The sequence below is a fragment of the Cohnella ginsengisoli genome (assembly GCF_029525555.1).
GTDB classification, from domain to species: Bacteria; Bacillota; Bacilli; order Paenibacillales; family Paenibacillaceae; genus Cohnella; species Cohnella ginsengisoli.
Genome location: NZ_JAPDHZ010000004.1, coordinates 19035 through 37425, shown reverse-complemented (window position 1 = coordinate 37425; position 18391 = coordinate 19035). Strand labels below are relative to the sequence as shown.

Genomic DNA, 18391 nt, shown 5'->3' with positions numbered 1-18391 from the left:
GACTTAGGATGATATCCTTTTGCAGAATTGGTTCTTTTTAAGCCGAAAATTCCGGACTAGCTATCGTGCAAAAGTACACGATCGAGATCAACGCTCACAAGCCGTTTCGCCTAACGCGCAAAAGTGCAGGATTCTCAACGGAAAATGCTGGATTTCGCTGAGAAGACGATCTATCATGCACTTTGCACGATAGCTCGCAAATAAACACCCTACCAGCCTTGGACGATTTACATCCTGCAGGATGGCACCAGCGCTATCGTCTGAGCGCACGACCCTCTCACCTAAAGTCCGCACCGATAGATATAACAAATCGAGGAAATGCGCCGCCTGAGTGAACGGGATAATGGCATGAGCGAGCGAAACAAGCGTACTAGCCTGCGGCGAGCATCGGTCCAACGCCCTATGCTTCTTGGCGCTCCGCGCGCTACCGGCCTCGCGTCCGTTCTCTCCCCGTAAGAATAGCTTCTTATAAAAGAAAAACCCAAGGCTCTACTTCGCCTTGAGTTGAAACCGCACGTATGAAGCCGAGATCAGCCGAACCGCCCGCTGATATAGTCCTCCGTCCGCTGGTCGGACGGATCGGAAAAGAGCTTCTCCGTTGCGCTGTACTCCACGACTTCCCCGTTCAAGAAGAAGACGGTCTGGTGGGAAACGCGAGCGGCCTGATGCATGTTGTGGGTAACCATGACGATCGTGTAGCGGTCCTTCAGCTCCTGCGCAAGCTCCTCGATCTTGATCGTGGAGATCGGATCGAGCGCCGACGTCGCTTCATCCATGAGCAGCACGTCGGGTCCGACCGCGAGCGCGCGGGCGATGCACAGGCGCTGCTGCTGACCGCCCGAGAGGCTGAGCGCGGAGCGCTTCAGGTGATCTTTGACCTCGTTCCAGAGCGCCGCGGAGCGCAGGCTGCTCTCGACGATCTCGTCAAGCTCGCGGCGTTTGGTGATGCCGTGCAGACGCGGCCCGTAGGCGACATTGTCGTAGATCGACTTGGGAAACGGGTTCGGCTGCTGGAACACCATGCCGACTTTTTTTGCGCAGTGTCTCCACGTGCACGTCTCCGCCGTAAATATCGGTCCCGCCGATCTCGATGCTGCCCTCCACCCGAGCGCCGGGGATCATGTCGTTCATCCGGTTCAGCGTACGGAGCAGCGTCGACTTGCCGCAGCCCGAAGGGCCGATAAAAGCGGTAATCGCCCGCTGCGGGATTTCCAGGGACACCTGCTTCAGCGCCTGAAAAGCGCCGTAGAATAAATTCAGCTTGTTGATTTCGATAAGCGCCGTTGCTTGCACGATATATTCCTCCTTGACTACGATGACTACGATAAGTCCGATTGGATAATTCCAGCCGAAATAGGGCTAGCCCTTCATCCTGCGCGCCTTTATCCAGAGCGGCACGCGGAATACGAGGTTGATCGCCAATACGATCATGATCAGCACGGCCGTCGCTTTTTGCGCGATGTCGCCGGCGTCCGGGACGATCGCTTCGGATTGGACGTACCACAGATGCACGGCGAGCGTCTCGCCGGGCGACAGCAGGTTGAAGTCCCAAAGCTCGCCCGAAGTGGTGACCCCTGCGGTCAAGATAATGACGGCGCTCTCGCCGAATGCGCGTCCGGCGGTCAGGCAGATGCCGGTAATAATGCCATTCAGGGCGACCGGGATGAGCACGGTGCGGATCGTCTGAAGATGCGTGGAGCCAAGCGCGAACGAGGCGTTCTTCAGCTCCGTAGGTACCGAACGCAGCGACTCTTCGGTCACGCGCGTCAGCATCGGCAGGTTCAAGAAAGCAAGACTGACCGCGCCGCCGAGTATCGTCAGATCGAGCTGGAAAATGTCCACGAACAGCGAGATGCCGAACAGGCCGAAGATGATCGACGGGACCGAGGACAAGCCTTCGACGCAAATGCGGATAAAACCGATGAAGCGGTTATCCGGCGCGAACTCCGCCAGATAGATTCCCGCGGCCATGCCGAGCGGGATCGAGATCGCGAGCGACAGGAACAGGATATAAAACGAGTTGAACAGCGCGGGACCGATCCCTCCGCCTTCTTCGATCTCGCTGGGCAATCCGGTCAGGAAGTCCCAGGTCAAATTCGGCAGTCCCTTGCGCAGCAGCATGAACAGCAGGCCGAGAATAAACAGGATGACGATAATGCCCAACGCCCAGACGAACACGTTGAATATCCGGTCGTTTCTTGCGGCGGAGCTCGACGATCTCGCGAACGCATTCGCACGGAGAACTGCCGCGGTTCCCGTGGTGGAGCCGGGTACCGGCGCGATCGGCGCGCCGTTTTTGGAAGAGTCGCTCACGATGCCTTCGCTCCCTTCTTCTGCAGCAGCCGAACCGCGACGATCAGCAGCAGCGAGATCGCGAGCAGAAGGAAGCCCATCAGGTATAGCGCATAGTTCCAGGTCGAGTCGAATTCGACGCTCGTAATCTGCATGACGATGTTGCTCGTCAGCACGGCGGTCGGCGTGAAGAGGCTGTCGGCGAGCTGCGGCGTGTTGCCGATGACCATGACGACGGCCATCGTCTCGCCGATCGCGCGCGCCATGCCGAGGATGACCGCGTAGACGATGCCGCTGCGCGCGGCGGGCAGCACGACGCGGAAGATCGTCTGGAAGCGCGTCGAGCCTAGCGCGTACGAGGCATCCCTGTATTTTTTCGGAACGGCTGAGATCGCGTCGTCGCTGATGCGGGCGATGGTCGGCAGCACCATGATCGCCAGCACGATCGCGGCGGCGAGCAGTCCGTCTGCCAGATCGCGTCCAGTCAATTCGCGGAGCATCGGGATCAGAATCGTCAGTCCCAGGTAGCCGTAGACGACGGACGGGATGCCCACGAGCAGGTCCATGATGGGGCGCAGCGCCCCGCGCAGCCATACCGGCGTGATCTCCGCCAGGAATACGGCGATCAGGACGGCGACCGGGACGGCAAGCACAAGCGTAAGTGCGGTCAAGGCGAACGTGCCGAATATGAAAAGCAGCGCGCCGAAATGTCCGTTTTCGGGGTCCCAATTGGTCGAGAAGAAAAATTGTTTGAACGAAACCGTTTCGAACGTCATGACGCCCGTCCTGAACATCAAGATCAAAATGCCGAACAGGACGAGGCAAACGAATACGGCCGCGGATACGCAGACGACCTTAAACGTCGAATTGAAAAATCTCAGCCGGGATCTGCGGTCAAGCGGATCGCCGCCGGCTTGGCGCAAGCTGTTGCCCAGCTCCGCCGGCGCGATGACGCGGCTTTGCGCGTTCATCTCAAGCATAGGACGAATCTCCTCTCCCAGGTGAAAACGTAAAGAAAAAGCCGGCCTTAAGCGCTTTGACGCTGCAGCCGGCTTGATGGCGTGATACGATCGGTTTTGCTTTTATTACTTGACGGCTGCCAGCGGAATGAACTTCAGCTTCTTCAGCGAGCCGTTTTGGAACTTCGCACTTTGAATGTACTCGATAAATGCCTTGGTTGCGCCCGTCGGCTGGCCCTTCGTCATGAAGTAGCCGATGCCCCATACCTTATACGTGCCGTTCAACACGTTTTTCTCGGTCGGCGCGGCGCCGTTGATCGACAGAGCCTTCATCTTGTCGGTCACGTAAGGCAAGTCGATGTAACCGATGGCGTTAGGCGTCGTTTCGATCGCGGTCTTCATGTCGCCGCTCGAGCCCGTTTCCTTGTAGTTGTCGCCCTTCGTCATAAAGTCTTGGCCGCCCAGCGCCTTCAGTTGGAAGTTAACGCGGGTACCGGAGCCGAACTTGCGGTTGACGACGACGATGTTAGCGTCCGAGCCGCCGACGTCCTTCCAGTTCGTGACCTTGCCGGAGAAAATGTCTTGCAGTTGCTTGGTCGTCAGATTGCTGACGCTCACGTTTTTGTTAACGACGGCCGCGAATACCGTGACGGCGACCGGGTTGGCCACTTGGCCGTCGAATTTCTTGAAACCTGGCACGTCGACGGATGCATCCCAGTCTACCGCGCCGATGTCGGCGATGCCCTTGCGGACCGATTGGGGACCTGCGATGGAGCTGACCGCGGACGCCGAGATCTTGACCTTCGGGTTCAGCTTCTGGAATTCGCTTTTCGCTTGCAGCGTCAGCGGCAGCAGCGCCGACGAGCCGTTGATGACAATCTTGCCTTTAAGCGAGCTAGCCGCGGACGCGACGGAAGCGCCGCCGGCCGTCAGGGAGACCGCAAGCGCGATCAGCGCGGCGGGTTTGAACCATTTTTTCATGGGAATAAGTGCTCCTCTCGTATTTGGGAAAAATTAGCGGGTGACCGGTTTCCAAGTGCCGTTCGCATTCACGTACAGGCCGTCTTCAAGGGCGATGATGATTTGCGATCCGTTCACGGCAAGTCCGGATGCAGAAGCGGACACGTTGTACAGCAGTTTTTTGGATGCCGTCGCCGGATCGACTTCATAGATCCCGGACTCGGCATCGCTGATTGCGGTCAAGACGTACAGCTTGCCGTCGGACAGGACGAGCTCTTCTACGTCGCCTTCGGCCAACAGGGTAGCCGTCTTCTTGTCCTTGTCGACCGATGCGACCGTGGCGTTTGCGTTTTCGTCCGCCACGCTTACATAGTAAACCGTGCTGCCGTCGGGAGAGACCACGAACAGCTTGTCGTCCTTCGCCGAGGTCAGCGCGACCGCGGCCGGCTTTTCGGCCGTCGTATCGAACAGGTTCACTTGTACCTGTTCGCCGCTCGCGTCGATGGCGACCGTGTCCTTGTCCAGATCCGTGCCGTCGGCGGTCGCCTTCGGCGGCGTCGTGACCAGGTACGCGAACTTCTTGCCGTCGGGCGAGACGGACAGCGCGGACTTATAATCGACCTTGTCCTCTACAACCTTCGAGATCGTGCCCGTTGCGACGTCTACCTTCGCGATGACCGAACCTTTATCGCCTTGGAGGAAGTAGATCGCGGAGCCGTCGGCGGACCATACGAGCTCGGTCTTGATCGACGTGTCGGCCGTGATCTGCTTCGCTTGCTTGCTCGCCAGGTCGATCACGTACACGGCGCCTTCAGCGTCCGTGTAAGCTGCCTTGGCGCCGCCCGGAGCGACGATCAGGTCCGAACCGCCTTCGGAAGAGAGCAGCTCGGCCGATTTGCCGGTCGCCACGTCCACCAGATAGTCCGTGCGCTTCGCGTCCGTCTCTACGGAGACGATCGCTTGGCTTGCGTTCACGAAGCGCGCGTTGTCGCCGCCTGCGAGCAGCTTGATCGTGTTGATCGCGAGCTTGCCGTCCTTCAGCGCCATCGTGCCGCCAAGGGCCTGTACAACCGGCTTGACCGCTACGAATGCCGTTCCGTCCAGCACCTTCGCCGCTTGATTTAAATTGATGATGTTGCCGTCGACCGATGCTTGCTTGACCCCCGTCTTAAAAGCAAAGGTATGCGAATCCAGCGTAAGCGTCGTGTAGCCGTTTACCGCCGACAGCTTAGCGCCGATCGCAGCGCTCAGATCGCGTACCGAGACCAGCGTCTCGCCGTTCGACAACACCGTGCGGATTTGCGCGTCGTTGTAGTTGACGACGAATACGGATTGCTTGACCGTCAGCGCTACGGCTTTTGCCGTTACCGCTTTGGAAGCGGTCGCCGAGCTCGGTTGTGCTGCGCCTGCCGTTCCTGCCGCCGCCGTTCCCAAAGCCGCTGCCAGAATCGTTGCCGCGATTGCTTTCTTCATCACCATGTGCGCCCAGTCACCCTTCTTTTGATTGATCTGTTACTCATTATAGGCAGGTTTTGTAAACCGGGATGGCGGCCTATATTTTGGATATGTAAATTTTTCCGCGCGTTATCAATTCGGGCGAACTCGGGACTTCTGTTGCAAATTCCATACAAAAAAGTCCCGGCGATATCTCCCTTGCGGGAGCATCTCCGGGACTTGACCGGGCCGAATCGGCCTGTTTTCGGTATGCCGCGTTTCAATGGCGCGTTTCGATTAGACGTAGTCGAGCGTCTTCACTTGGTTCAAGCAGGCGGCTTTGACCTTCGCGCCCTCCGGCAGCCCGCCTTTGAGCACGATTTCCCGCTTTTCGCCCGCGCGCAGGTCGAAGTAGTTGTCCGATAGCGTCCCCGGCAGGTCGACCAGTGCGACGTCCTTGGCGAACGCATCGGTCGTCAGCGCGAAGCGCGTATCGCCGTTCGCCAGCGTCTCCTGCGTCACTTGGACGGCAGCCGGCTTCAGCGCGAGCTGATGCGGCTTGCCCAGCAGGTACGTGTTCGCGGCCAAGCGCGTATCGCCTTGATACAAGTTCACGCAGACGACCGTCCGCGCGGGATCGAAGCCCGCCACGGAAAACGTGCCGACCAGCGTCGACCGGTGACCCGTGCCCTTCACCTCGTTCACGACGGACTGTACGACGCTATCCGTGTCCAGATCGTAGAACTCGATGACGATGCGACCATCGAAGTCGCCGTGATCGTGAATCAGGTACAGCTCGGCCTCGTCCTGGCCCGGCGCGATCTTGGCGTACGCATTGGGCGATTGGAAGCTGCGTTTCATATAAAAATAGGATGGCTTGTGAACCTTGGCGTAGTCGACGAGCGCCCAGCTTATGGACGGCCACAGGTCGCTCCACTGCCAGATGAGCGCGCCTGACGTGTCCGGCATCCGGGACACCCAGTGCTCGACGCCGAATCGAAGCGCATTGGCCTGCAAAAGCTGGTTGACGTACACGAAGTCGTCCTTCGACGCAGGCAGCTTGTAATCGCCGACCGTGTAATAGAACAAACGCTGAATGCCGTTCGGGGCCTTCTGCATGGCGTCCAGCTTCGGATCGCGCAGCGTGCAGCTCGGATCGACCATGTTCAGCAGGAGAGTCGAAGGATAGGACTGCATGCCGAACTCGGACAGGAACCGGCCGTTTACCTCGCGGTACTCCTCGTACGGATGCGTCTGTCCCCACACGAACCAGGAGTGCAGGTCGCCGTAGTTGCCTTCCAGCTTCGTGTGGTCGAACGTGAGCGAGTACGGGCTCGATGGCCAGTACGGACGCAGCGTGTCGACCGCGCAGGCGTCGTGCAGCACCTCGAAGTAAAGCTTCTCGCCGTAGCCGTGCAAACGGCGGGCGCGGCTGCGCTCGACGAACACCTGGTTTTCGTTGTTGCCGCACCAGAGCACGATGCTCGGATGGCTGCCGAACTCGGAGATGACATAGTCGGCTTCCTTGCGCACGAGCGCGCTGAACGCGTCGTCGTCCGGATAGTCGCCGCACGCGAACATAAAGTCCTGCCACACCATGACGCCGAGACGGTCGCAGGCGTCGAAGAAGTCGTGGTTCTCGTACGTGCCGCCGCCCCAGACGCGAATCATGTTCATGTTGGCTGCCGCGATTCGCTCGATCTCGACCTCGTATTCTTCCTTGGTATCGAGATTCGGGAACAGCTTGAGCGGGATCCAGTTGATCCCCTTGCACAGAACGGGAATGCCGTTCACCTGGATGATGAATTTGCGCCCTTGCTTGTCGTAAGGCATGTCGATGCGAATCTCGCGCAGGCCGACGGCGCGGGACATCGTCGCGACCGCTTCCCCGCCCTCGTCCAGCACCGAAGCTTCCAGCCTGTATAGCGCCTGCTCGCCGTGCCCGAGCGGGTACCAGCGCTTCGGCTGCGAGATCTCCAGCGCCGCTTCGTACGCGCCGGCGCCCGGGTCCAGGCTGACCCGCTCGGTCCGCTCGGCGACGACCGTCTCGCCTTCGAAGATCCGATAGCGGAGCGCGGCCTCCACAGCTTCCGGGCCGGCTGCGGATAATTTGAACGACGCGTTCACGATCGCCTTGCGATCCGTCAGATGCGTGATCGCATAGCCGAGGCCATCCGTCCGTACGACGTCGTAGGCTTCGATCGACACCGGCTTGTGAATGCCGACCGTCACGACCTTGGCGCCCCAATCCCAGCCGTAGCCGTATTGCGCTTTGCGGCCGAATAGCCGAGCGGGAATGCCGTTCCACAGGTTCAGCGGCTCGCCGAACGCGGCCTCCTTCTCCTTCAGCGTCTTCGTCGGCGAAGCGATGCGGATCGATAGCTTGTTTTGCGCCTGCGCGATGCCTTTGATATCGAAACGGTAAGCGATAAACATATTTTCGGTCGAGCCGAGAACTTGACCGTTAAGCGTCACTTCGGCGTAGGTGTCGACGCCCTCCAGCACCAGCTCGATCGCGTCGCGCGACAATTCGTCTTCCCCTAACGCGAATTCGCGGGCGTAAGTCCAGTCGTCGAATTCGACCCACTCGATTTTCGGCTCGAACAAGGTATCGAATTCATTGGCAAGCACGCCCTGCTCCATCAGATCCTTTTGCACGAATCCAGGCACCGCAGCCTGATAGCGATCGCCGGTGCGCCCGTTCGAGAGCTCCCAGCTTCCGTTCAACAACAACGTGGTCATGTCGATTGCTCCTAATCCCGATAGGTTCGATAATCTTATTCTTGCCCTATTGTACCGTATTCGACCCTTAAAGTTTAGGCTAATTGTTATTGTAATTTGACTATTTAATTCGAAATAGTAGTTTACAAATGGATAGAAACTAGAAAACGCCCCCGGCTGCCGCGCGGGGGGCAAATCGTCATGAACGGTTTAAAGCGTTGGCCGCCCTCTCCTCATGCCGGGCAGGTCAATACGTATCGACCCGAGCCGATTCTCAGTTCCACGAATCCTTCCCCGGCATGCAGGACCGCCGCGTCTTCCGAAGCGGCGGCCGGCTTGCCGTCAACAAGGACGCGATCGACATCCGGGGCCGGCAAACGTACCGTGGCGGAGGTGCCGGCCGGCAGCGTCACGTCGAGCGCGATCTCGCCGTCCATGCGGCGCCATCCCGAATGAATCGTGCCATACGGCGATTCGAGCGTCGCTGCCGCATCGCTCAGTTCCGATCCCCCCGAACAGCGGCGCGATGCGGATGTCCCGGTACGCCGTTCCTCCGTCTCCCGCGTCCAGGCCGGCGACGCGGCGGTACAGCCAGTCGCCGATCGCGCCGTAGGCATAATGGTTGTAGGAGTTCATGTGCTCGCTCCAGAACGTTCCGTCCGGCTTCACGCCGTCCCAATGCTCCCAGATCGTCGTGGCGCCCTGCTTGACCGAATACAGCCAGGACGGATAGCTCTCTTGCATGAGCAGCTTCAATGCCGTATCGTGATAGCCGTTGTCCGACAGCGCAAAGCAAAGATACGGCGTGCCGACGAACCCGGTCGTCAGATGATGGTCGTTCTTCGCGACCAGCTCGTTCAGCTCGCGGGCGACCCGCTTCTTCACCTCGCCTTCGACCAGCCCGAAGACAAGCGCCAGCGCATGAGCGGTCTGCGTAGGCGCCGCGAGCCTGCCGCCTGGCGTGACGAACTCGCGCCGGAACGCCTCACATACGCGATGATAGAGCTCGCCGAAATAACGCACGTCAGAAGCCTTGCCCAGCACGACGGCCGCGTCGCGGACCAAACGTGTCGAATAGGCATAATACGCGGTCGCGATGAAGTCCTTCGGCGTGGCGCCGATGTAGCTGTTCTCCTTGGCGTCCAGCCCCAGCCAATCGCCGAAGTGGAAGCCCGTATTCCACAAATATTCGTCTTCGCCCTGCGCGCGCATGTATTCGATCCATGCCTTCATGCTATCGAACTGCTCTTCGAGGAGTCGCTTGTCTCCGTAGCATTGATAGATCGTCCACGGACAAATGACGGCCGCGTCGCCCCATGCCGCCGAGGAGTGGCCCTGAAGCACGTTCGGAATGACGAACGGCACGCCCCCGTCCGGATGTTGGTCGGCCGCCAGATCGCGGAGCCACTTGGCGAAAAACGGTCCGACCTGATAAAGAAAGGCCGCCGTCCGCACGAAAACTTGCGCGTCGCCCGTCCAGCCGAGCCGCTCGTCGCGCTGCGGACAATCGGTCGGCACGTCGAGGAAGTTGCCCCGCTGTCCCCAGCGAATGTTGAGATTCAGCCGATTGATCAGCTCGTTCGAGCATTCGAATCGGCCCGTCTCCGGCATGTCGGAATGGACGACCTCGGCTTCGAACGCCTCGAAGGGCAGCCCCGCCTCGTCTTGGCCGGGATACCCTTCCACCTGCACGTAGCGGAAGCCGAAAAAGGTAAACGCGGCGGCATACGTTTCGCCCGCTTCGCCAGAAGCCGTATAGACGAGCTCTTGCCGAGCGGCCCTGAGATTGCCGAAATACACGTTGCCGTCGCGATCCAGGATTTCCGCATGCTTGAGCCTGATCGTCGTCCCTGCGGGCACGTTCAGTCGCAGCCGTACGCGGCCGACCAGATTCTGGCCGTAATCCAGCACCGTATCGCCCGCCGGCGTCCGCAGCTGCGCGACGGGGAGGAGCCGCTCCGTCACGCGAACCGGCCAATTTTCCTGCGCCACAAGACGACCTGTCCCCGGCTCGGCCGCCGTCGCCGCATGCCACGACGAATCGTCGAATCCGGCCGTACGCCATTCGGCGGGTTCAAGCCTCGCATCGAATGTTTCCCCGTGGTAAATCTCCGAGAATCGGATGCCGCCCGTCGACGCCTTCCAGGACGGATCGGTGACGACGACGCGTTCGCTCCCGTCCGCGAAGACAACATGCAGCTGCAATAATACCGCCCGTCGGTTGCCGTAATGATTGTTTTTTTTGGCTAATTCGCTCTTGTACCAGCCATTGCCCAAGGCGATGCCGATCGCGTTGACGCCTTGGGAGAGCGAATGCGTCACGTCGTACGTCTGGTACTGCAGGCGCTTGGCGTAACTCGTCCAGCCGGGCGCCATCAGATCCTCGCCGACCCGCTCGCCGTTCACATACAGCTCGTACAAGCCGGCCGCCGTCGCATAGATGCGCGCCGTCGCGATCTCGCCGTCGAGCTCGAACGTTTTGCGCAGCAGCGGCGACGCTTCATCGTCGGGGTCCAGCACGGCGGTGTCCGCCCCGATCCAGTTCGCCCGCCATTCGTCCGCCGACAGCAGCGCCGTCTCCCACCAGGCGGTCTCGCTCCAAGCCGATTCCGTCCCGTCGCGGCCCCACGCCTTTACCCGATAATAATACTTCGTCCGCGAGCGCAGCCCCGGACCGGTATATGCGACCAGCACGGACACCTCGCTCTCTACGCGGCCGGAATCCCACAGCGGTTCGTCAAAATCCGCTTCGCCTGCCGAAACTTGGATCCGGTACCCGGTTTGGACTTCTCCGCGTTTTTCGCTTTCCAGCTTCCAAGACAGCCGCGGGTGCGGCGTGTCTATGCCGAGCGGGCAGCGCTTATATTCGCAAGTCGTTTCCTTGATCAAGAGCGGCATTTTCGAGCTCCTCTCGCTTTTCATGCAACCGCCTTCATCTTATAATGAAAAACAGCGATTGAATCGCGGCGATCCCGACATTCGATCAGGGGAAATCCGACATTCGCTCAAAGGGGAGGCGGCACGCATGGTTGGACGGGACATTCGCATCTTGTACGGGGAAAAGTATTTTGAGGACGACCTGCCGATCTCCATCAATCGCGCGGTCGAAAGCTACGACTTGCACGAGCACCGCCACGACTTTCTCGAGATCAGCTACGTATCCGAGGGCAGCGGCGTTCACCATACCGACCAGCCGCCCGTCGCCGTACAACAAGGGGACGTCGTTCTCATCCCCGTCGGCGTCTCTCATGTGTTCAGGCCCGTCTCGCCTTCCCGATCCCATCCGCTGGTCGTGCGCAATTGCCTCGTTCATACGGAACGGTTCGGCGAGCTGCTCCGCGGCATGCCCGGAGGCGCCCCTTTGACGGCGTTGCTCGAGCAGCCGGACATTCGCTACTTCCGCGACGCGGACGGGGAATGCGAGCGGCTTTTCGGGCGAATGCATCTCGAACACCGGACCCGGCGCTCCGCACGCGTAGCCGCCTTGCACGTACTCCTGCTCGATCTATTGATCCTGCTGCTTCGCCTTGGCGAAGAGCGCGCTCCGGCCGCCGCCGCCGCTCCAACCGGGCTCGAGGAGGCGCTTCGCCTCCTCCATGCGGCTTATGCGACGCCGCTCTCGACATCCGCGCTGGCTGCGGCAGCCGGCATCGGCGAACGGCAATTCCAGCGGCTGTTCGTCCGATATACCGGCATGACGCCGCTGGCCTATCAGCAGTCGCTGCGCATGCGCGAAGCCTGCCGCATTCTGCGCGACACCGACTGGAAGCTCGCGGCCGTCGCCGCCGCCGTAGGCTATCAGGACATGTCCCACTTCGCGGCGCTGTTCAAGCGCGTCGTCGGCTGCGCGCCCGGGCAATATCGCAAGCAAGCCGGGACTACGAATCCGCCTCTAGACATCGGCGGATTCGCCCATCCCGGCTGATCGTTGCCGGCGGCTCTCGCTTTCCGGCGCTTCGGGGATCCAAGCTTCGGATATGCTCACGCTCCGGATCTCAAGCCTGGCCTGCCGTCATCGCTTTCGCCTTCCTCCGCTGCACCCTTAGCGTGCGGACGTATTCCATCGGCTCGACCTTGTATTTATTCTTGAACATTTGCACCAGGTGCCTCGGGCTGATCTTGGACAGTCCCGCGAGCCGTTTGACCGACAAAGGTTCATAGTAGTGCTGCTCGATATAAGTACGCAGATGCTCCAGCGCGATATTGAGCTCGTCGCTGGGCTCGGCCATCCACTCGTTAAACACGCGATGGAGCAGCTCCTGGAACACGAACTGGCCGCGAAAGCGCTCAAGTCCGCTCTGGCCCGTCATACTCCCGTATGCGGCGCGGCTCATCGCAGAGAGCGATACAGGCGGGATACGCAGGGGCTTGCCCGCTTGGGGCATCGGCTGAAGCTCCGCCGGCGAATCGTCGGCCATTTCCCGGCTTCGATCCCGCATGACGTCGAAGGAAAACAGGTAAAACTCTGTCGTCGCTTCGCCATCAGGCAACAGGGTCATCGATGCGCCAGGCTCCGCGACATAAATCGTCCCTTCTTCGACGCCGAACGCTTGACCGTCGGTCAACAATACGCCGCGCCCTTCCGTCACCGCAAGCAGCGTATAGGACCCCCTGCCTTGCGAAACGGAAATGCCGGCTTGCGCATTGCTCTTCGCGATTCGCTTCGCTTTTCTGAGCTTGAACCACAGATGATCGAGATCCTTCCACCCGTCAGCCTGCATGGCTGCTCCCTCCTTCGCGTAGCCGTCCGCCGGCTCTGTCCCAATCGTCTCGATAAACTCGTATTTTACGGCAACTTGGTTATTCGTTTAGCTTTATTTTATTGATAATGATTCTCATTGTCAAACTAAATAAAACCCGCCTTAGCGTCCGCAAGGCGGACGAGCGACGGGGTTAAGGAAAGATTCGCCTATATTAATATAGCTGTCGCTCACGGCTTCTCGTGAACGATCGGCGTATAATATCGTTTCGAGCGGTCGATCTCGAGACGAATCGCCCCCTGCTCCTTCGCCACGAACTCCACGTCGTGCTGGATGATTTCGAGCTTGTTATTGAGATGTCCAAGCATGGCGACGACGTCTTCCGCCTGTGACCGCTCCATGCGGTCCAGCTGATCGCCGATCGCCTGCAGACGTTCCTGGATCGGACCCAGCTCCGCCAGTTGCTCTTTGATCGGACCCAGCTCCGCCAGTTGCTCTTTGATCGGCCCCAGCTCCGCAATCTGCGCCTTGATCGGGCCAAGCTCCCGCTCAAGCTCGCTGCGCAATTCATGCCGAAGCTCTTCTCTGAATACCTGTCTTAGCGCGTTCAACAGCTCCTGATCCATCGGGATTCCCTCCTCGGCAGCGTTCCCTTCATTATACCATCGACGGCGGAGCTCGTCAGGAACCATTCGCTTCCTTCAATTTACGACACGGCCCACTCCATAGAAGGCTCTGCGCCTTCGCAGCCCGTTCCAAGCCGTACGCGATCGAGCAGCGGGTAATCGTACAGCCGACCTTCGTACACCGTTTCCAACCCGGCATGCACTCTAAAATGGTCGGGCGTCACGAGCGACGACGGACGATCCCACAGTCGCAGCCCCGCTCCCCCGAAGCGCCTCCGCCACGAACTGAGAGCAAAAATAAGCCTTGTCGGAGCCCATTTCGCGGTCCAACAGCACGCCGAGCAGGCCGACGAGATTGTAGCGGTATTCGTCCCGCTGCAGCTTGAAACGGCCGACGACGCGACGCGCTTCCTCGTATTGCCGCTGCGTAACCCGCAGGCGCAGAAGCGCGCATTGCGTATTCGGAAAGTGGCTGTAGGTACCTGAATATACATCCTCCTCGACGAATCCGCCCGCGAAGGGATTGGTCGGCTTTTTCCTTCCGAAGCTGTAAACCTCGCTTAAGTCAGCGCCGAAAACGAGCGAAGCATGATTGTAGGGCGCAGCCGTGAACCGTTTGATCATCGAGGTGAACAACGTCCCCGTATCGGTCAATAAAATATAAATGCTTTTCTCCCGATCGTCCTTGCGCTTCCCGTCGTTCATATTCGCCCGCTTCCCGCCACTTATTCTCTATGGCTTTAGCTTATCAAAGCGCGAAAGCTCCGGAATCTGGCGCAGGTGCGGTTTGCGGGACAGACTTTGGTCTTGGAACAAACTGGACTCTGGAGGAAATTTCCTATCCGGTAGCACAGGCGCGGGCTGGAATTTCGAACGGCAAGTACGAACAGCGGACCCATAATCCGTGAATCTGTGGTCCGAAGACACTTAGCGCATCGCTCGGCATCGTCCGGCGTAATCGGCATTCAATAAAAAGACCCCGCATCCGGCAATCCGGCTGCGGGGCAATGCTCTACTGCATCTATAAAGGGTTGTCCAGAAATGATCGGTTATCGATTTAGAATACGAAGTCCTCGTCGCGGAGCTGCTGCACGTTCGTCGTACGTACGTAGCCGTTGCCCTTTTTGGAGAAGAAATCGTGCTGCTTGGTCCGCGTGCTGATGCCGTTCTGGACGATCGGGTTAATGTCCTCGTCATCGAAAAGCGGCTCGAGGCCCATATTCATCATCGCTTTGTTCGCGTTGTAACGGAGGAAGGCTTTCACTTCGCCCGTCAGGCCAAGCGTGCCGTACAGGCTCTCGGTGTACCGCTCCTCGTTGTCGTGCAAATAACGGAGCAGACCCTTCAGCGTCTCGTAGGCGGCCGTCTGCTCGTCTTCGTCCAGCTTCGCGTAGATCTCTTGGGCCAGCAGCCCGACATAGACGCCGTGGATGCTCTCGTCGCGCAGGATCAGGTCGATGATCTCGCCACTGCTCGTCATCTTGCCTTGTCCGGCCAGATAAAGCGGGTAGAAAAAGCCGCTGTAGAACAGGTAGCTCTCGAGTAGCACCGAGGCGCCCATCGCCAGGTACAGATCCTTCGGCGTGTTGATGTTGTTGTAGTATTGCGCGATCGTCTCCGCTTTCGTCTGCAGATGCGGATTGCGCTCGACCCAAGCGAATACTTGGTCGATCTCCTCCGTCGTCGCCAGCGTCGTGAAGATGCTGGAGTAGGACTTGGCGTGGATCTGCTCCATCATCGCCATGAAGCCGAGCACGGCCTTGCGCTGCAGGCCTTCGACGTGCTCCAGGATCTTCGGCATGCCGACGCCGCCCTGCACGGTATCGAGCAGCGTGAGGCCGCCCAGCACTTTCATGTACAGATCGCGCTCGTCGTCGTTCAGCTCCATCCACGACATCTTGTCGTCGGACAGCGGGATCTCCTCGTCCGTCCAGAATTGCATGATGTTCTGATTCCAGAACATCGCGGAGAAATCGTCGTCGGGCCGGTTCCAGTTGACCGCCTTATGCGTTGCCATATTTATGATCTCCTTCGGTACGACCGCGCCGTCTTAGACGGCGCAGGCGATGCATTCTTCTACGGTCAGACGATTCGTCCGCGTATAGTAGAGGGACTTGAGTCCCAGCTTGTCTGCGTAAATGTAATAGCGTGCCAGCTCCCGCGTCGTCACGTTGCTGTTGACGTGCAGCACGGTGGAGATGCCCTGGTCCACGTGGGCCTGAATCTCGGCGATCAGGTCGAGCACCTTGAACTGGTCCATCTGATAGGCCGACTTGTAGTAGAAGAAGTTATCCTGGCGCATGAACGGCATCGGGTAGTACGTCGTCGAATTCGCGTAAGTGCGCGTCTCGATCTGCTCGACGATCGGCATGACGCTGGAAGTCGCGTTTTGCACGTACGAGATGCTCTGCGTCGGCGCGATCGCCAGGCGGTACGCATGGTATAGGCCATGCTTCATGACGTCGGCCTTCAGCTGCGCCCAGTCCTGCTGCGTCGGAATCGCGATGCCGGCGAACAGTTCCTTGACCTTGTCCGTGCGCGGGGTGTAGTCGGTGTCCATATAGCGATCGAAGTACGTGCCCTTCGCGTATTCGGATTTTTCGAAGCCGTCGAACGTGATGCCCGATTTGCGCGCGATATCCATGCTCTTTTCGATCGAGTGGAAGTTGATGCTCATGAAAAACGTGCGGGCGAAATCCTTCGCTTCTTCGCTCTCGTAAGCGATCTTGTTCTTCGCGAGATAGCCGTGCAGGTTCATCGCGCCGAGGCCGATGGAGTGCAGTTCGCGGTTCGCTTTGGCGACGCCCGGCGCGTTGGCGACGGTCGTCATGTCGCTCACGGCGGTCAGGGCCATGACGCCCTCGTGGACGGATTCCTTGATTTTCTTGTGCTCCATGACGTTCGCGATGTTCAGCGAAGCCAGGTTGCAGCTGATATCGCGGCGGATGACGTCGGGCTGCCCGTAGTCGCCGATCTCGCTCGTCTCCTGAAGCTGGAAGATCTCCGTGCACAGGTTCGACATCTTGATCGCGCCGATATCCTTCAGCGCGTGGTTCTTGTTCGCGTTGGAGCGGTTCATGATGTACGGGTAACCGGACTCGAGCTGCGTCGTCGCGATCTTCACGAGCATGTCGCGGGCGGTCATGATCGCCTTCTTCTTCACCCGGTCGTCGGCGAGCAGCGTGTCATACATCTCGTCGAGGTCCATATCGTCGAGGTGCGTGCCGTATGCCTTGAATACCGTATAAGGCGCGAATACGTGCAGCGGCTTATTTTCTTCGGCCAGCTTGTAGAACTTCGACGGCACGATCAGGCCGATCGACAGCGTCTTCAGGCGCGTCTTCTCGTCGGCGTTGATCTTCTTGCTGTCGAGGAACTCCATGACGTCCCAGCCGAAAATATTGTAGTAGCCGGCGCCCGAGCCCTTGCGTTGCCCCATCTGGTCGGCATAGGAGAAGGCGTCCTCCATCAGCTTGAGCACGGGCATGATGCCCTTCGCGGCGCCTTCGACGCCCTTGATGCTCTCGCCGCGCCCGCGCAGCTTGGACAGGTTGACGGCGACGCCGCCGCCGATCTTGGACAGCTGCATGCAAGTGCCGAGCACGTGGTTGATCGAATTAAGCGCGTCGTCCATCTCAAGCAGGAAGCAGGACACCATCTCGCCGCGGCGGCTCTTGCCCGCGTTCAGGAAGGTCGGGGTCGCCGGCTGCACGCGCTGTTCCATCATGGCCTGCGCCAGCAGGTGGGCCGCATTGACGTCGCCGCGTCCCAGGTGCAGCGCGACGATCGCGACGCGGTCCGGGTAGTGCTCCAGGTAGATGCTGCGGTCGTTGCTTTTCACCGCGTAGTCGGTGTAGAACTTGGAAGCCGCCATATAGGAAGGGAATTTGAAGTCGTAGCCATGCGCGATCCGGTACACCTCTTCGACCTCATGCTCCTTGTACTTCGCGAATACGTCCTCGTAGTAGTCGTTCTCGATCATATAATGAACCTTGGACAGATGCCCCGTGAATGACAGGCTGCGCTGCTTCACTTCTTCCATAAACGCATCGACGGCCTCCAGGTCCTTGTCCAATTGAAAGAATCCGTCAGCGTCGCGCTGCATCAGCAGGTTGTTCAATTCAATATGCCGCAACTGCGCTCACCTCCCGCTTGAAATTATCGACGTCGCGCTGCGTGCCCGACAGTTCGAACTTATAAAGTACCGGCACCCCGTACCGCTCGGAGATCGTGTCCGCGCTTTTCGCGAAGCCGTCTCCCCAATTGCGGTTGCCGCTGGCCGATACGCCGATCATCTTGCTCGCGTTGCGTTCCAGGAAGGACGCCACGCTGTCCGGCACCTGCCCGAATCCGGTCGTGTAGGTCACGAGGACGAACGGCTCGTCCAACGTCTCGGTCCCGTCGATCGGCACCGCCGGCAGATTCAGCTTGTTAATGAACCTCCGTACGTTCCCCGTCTTCGATGCGTATGCGATCAGCATGGCGCAATACCTCCTGAAAAATTCAAAATATGTAATATATTTGAAGAATTGGCGCGCAGAAATCCGTTGTTCGGGCATCACGAAAAAGCTTTCGCTTATGCTGCAATGCAGCTGTCGAAAACCCGCCGAATATCCTGTTGTTTGCACCGCCGGCATTGGCTTGCCGGGTCAACCTATCGTCATTTTCCGCTACCGTCTCTTAACCAAGAGCCGCGGAG

General features: G+C 59.3%; 12 protein-coding genes and 3 pseudogenes. 1 reads left to right on the top strand and 14 read right to left on the bottom strand.

Annotation, left to right across the window (positions count from 1 at the left end):
• Positions 1-530: 530 nt before the first annotated feature.
• From pstB to OMP38_RS21105, 8 genes and pseudogenes are all read right to left on the bottom strand, one after another.
• Positions 531-1296, bottom strand: a pseudogene (gene pstB / locus OMP38_RS21135) (phosphate ABC transporter ATP-binding protein PstB).
• Between the two features lie 63 nt (positions 1297-1359).
• Positions 1360-2187 carry a phosphate ABC transporter permease PstA gene (gene pstA, locus OMP38_RS21130; protein WP_277567607.1) on the bottom strand — a complete coding sequence of 276 codons (828 nt, stop codon included), beginning with the start codon at positions 2185-2187 and terminating at the stop codon, positions 1360-1362.
• Between the two features lie 122 nt (positions 2188-2309).
• The gene (gene pstC / locus OMP38_RS21125; protein WP_420869733.1) at positions 2310-3263 is read right to left on the bottom strand and encodes a phosphate ABC transporter permease subunit PstC; all 954 of its coding nucleotides are present in this window, start codon (positions 3261-3263) and stop codon (positions 2310-2312) included.
• A 114-nt stretch (positions 3264-3377) separates the two neighbouring features.
• Positions 3378-4232 carry a phosphate ABC transporter substrate-binding protein gene (locus OMP38_RS21120; RefSeq protein ID WP_277566919.1) on the bottom strand — a complete coding sequence of 285 codons (855 nt, stop codon included), beginning with the start codon at positions 4230-4232 and terminating at the stop codon, positions 3378-3380.
• A 33-nt stretch (positions 4233-4265) separates the two neighbouring features.
• A complete protein-coding gene (locus OMP38_RS21115; protein WP_277566918.1) occupies positions 4266-5684 on the bottom strand; it encodes a stalk domain-containing protein in 1419 nt (472 codons plus the stop codon).
• Positions 5685-5942: 258 nt separating this feature from the next.
• Entirely contained in the window at positions 5943-8387 is a 2445-nt protein-coding gene (locus OMP38_RS21110) for a beta-mannosidase (RefSeq protein WP_277566917.1), read from the bottom strand.
• A gap of 212 nt (positions 8388-8599) precedes the next feature.
• A complete protein-coding gene (locus OMP38_RS36105) occupies positions 8600-8983 on the bottom strand; it encodes an alpha-L-rhamnosidase C-terminal domain-containing protein (protein ID WP_420869715.1) in 384 nt (127 codons plus the stop codon).
• 19 nt (positions 8984-9002) lie between these two features.
• Positions 9003-11264: pseudogene (locus OMP38_RS21105) on the bottom strand (family 78 glycoside hydrolase catalytic domain); the annotation flags it as partial.
• Between the two features lie 127 nt (positions 11265-11391).
• Here OMP38_RS21105 and OMP38_RS21100 point away from each other — a divergent pair.
• Complete coding sequence (locus OMP38_RS21100) at positions 11392-12291, top strand: AraC family transcriptional regulator (protein ID WP_277566916.1); 900 nt, start codon at positions 11392-11394, stop codon at positions 12289-12291.
• A gap of 70 nt (positions 12292-12361) precedes the next feature.
• Here the strand turns inward: OMP38_RS21100 and OMP38_RS21095 are convergent, their stop codons facing one another.
• From OMP38_RS21095 to nrdI, 6 genes and pseudogenes are all read right to left on the bottom strand, one after another.
• Positions 12362-13087: an AraC family transcriptional regulator gene (locus OMP38_RS21095; protein WP_277566915.1), complete on the bottom strand. Its 726-nt coding sequence runs from the start codon at positions 13085-13087 to the stop codon at positions 12362-12364.
• 209 nt (positions 13088-13296) lie between these two features.
• Entirely contained in the window at positions 13297-13692 is a 396-nt protein-coding gene (locus OMP38_RS21090; protein WP_277566914.1) for a hypothetical protein, read from the bottom strand.
• 80 nt (positions 13693-13772) lie between these two features.
• Positions 13773-14397 (bottom strand): annotated as a pseudogene (locus tag OMP38_RS21085) (hypothetical protein).
• A 352-nt stretch (positions 14398-14749) separates the two neighbouring features.
• The gene (gene nrdF / locus OMP38_RS21080; RefSeq protein ID WP_277566913.1) at positions 14750-15709 is read right to left on the bottom strand and encodes a class 1b ribonucleoside-diphosphate reductase subunit beta; all 960 of its coding nucleotides are present in this window, start codon (positions 15707-15709) and stop codon (positions 14750-14752) included.
• A 33-nt stretch (positions 15710-15742) separates the two neighbouring features.
• A complete protein-coding gene (nrdE, locus tag OMP38_RS21075) occupies positions 15743-17827 on the bottom strand; it encodes a class 1b ribonucleoside-diphosphate reductase subunit alpha (RefSeq protein WP_277566912.1) in 2085 nt (694 codons plus the stop codon).
• On the bottom strand, positions 17814-18173 hold the full coding sequence (nrdI, locus tag OMP38_RS21070) for a class Ib ribonucleoside-diphosphate reductase assembly flavoprotein NrdI (protein ID WP_090114711.1): 360 nt from the start codon (positions 18171-18173) through the stop codon (positions 17814-17816). The genes nrdE and nrdI overlap by 14 nt, the downstream gene beginning before the upstream one ends.
• Between the last annotated feature and the right edge of the window lie 218 nt (positions 18174-18391).

Excerpts from the sequence above, each read along its gene's own strand:
- pstC (WP_420869733.1), bottom strand. The coding sequence starts at position 3,263 with ATGAACGCGCAAAGCCGCGTCATCGCGCCGGCGGAGCTGGGCAACAGC.
- nrdI (WP_090114711.1), bottom strand. The coding sequence starts at position 18,173 with ATGCTGATCGCATACGCATCGAAGACGGGGAACGTACGGAGGTTCATT.
- OMP38_RS21110 (WP_277566917.1), bottom strand. The coding sequence starts at position 8,387 with ATGACCACGTTGTTGTTGAACGGAAGCTGGGAGCTCTCGAACGGGCGC.
- OMP38_RS21115 (WP_277566918.1), bottom strand. The coding sequence starts at position 5,684 with ATGAAGAAAGCAATCGCGGCAACGATTCTGGCAGCGGCTTTGGGAACG.
- OMP38_RS21120 (WP_277566919.1), bottom strand. The coding sequence starts at position 4,232 with ATGAAAAAATGGTTCAAACCCGCCGCGCTGATCGCGCTTGCGGTCTCC.
- nrdF (WP_277566913.1), bottom strand. The coding sequence starts at position 15,709 with ATGGCAACGCATAAGGCGGTCAACTGGAACCGGCCCGACGACGATTTC.
- OMP38_RS21100 (WP_277566916.1), top strand. The coding sequence starts at position 11,392 with ATGGTTGGACGGGACATTCGCATCTTGTACGGGGAAAAGTATTTTGAG.
- OMP38_RS21090 (WP_277566914.1), bottom strand. The coding sequence starts at position 13,692 with ATGGATCAGGAGCTGTTGAACGCGCTAAGACAGGTATTCAGAGAAGAG.
- OMP38_RS36105 (WP_420869715.1), bottom strand. The coding sequence starts at position 8,983 with ATGCCTACGGCGCGATCGGCGACTGGCTGTACCGCCGCGTCGCCGGCC.
- OMP38_RS21095 (WP_277566915.1), bottom strand. The coding sequence starts at position 13,087 with ATGCAGGCTGACGGGTGGAAGGATCTCGATCATCTGTGGTTCAAGCTC.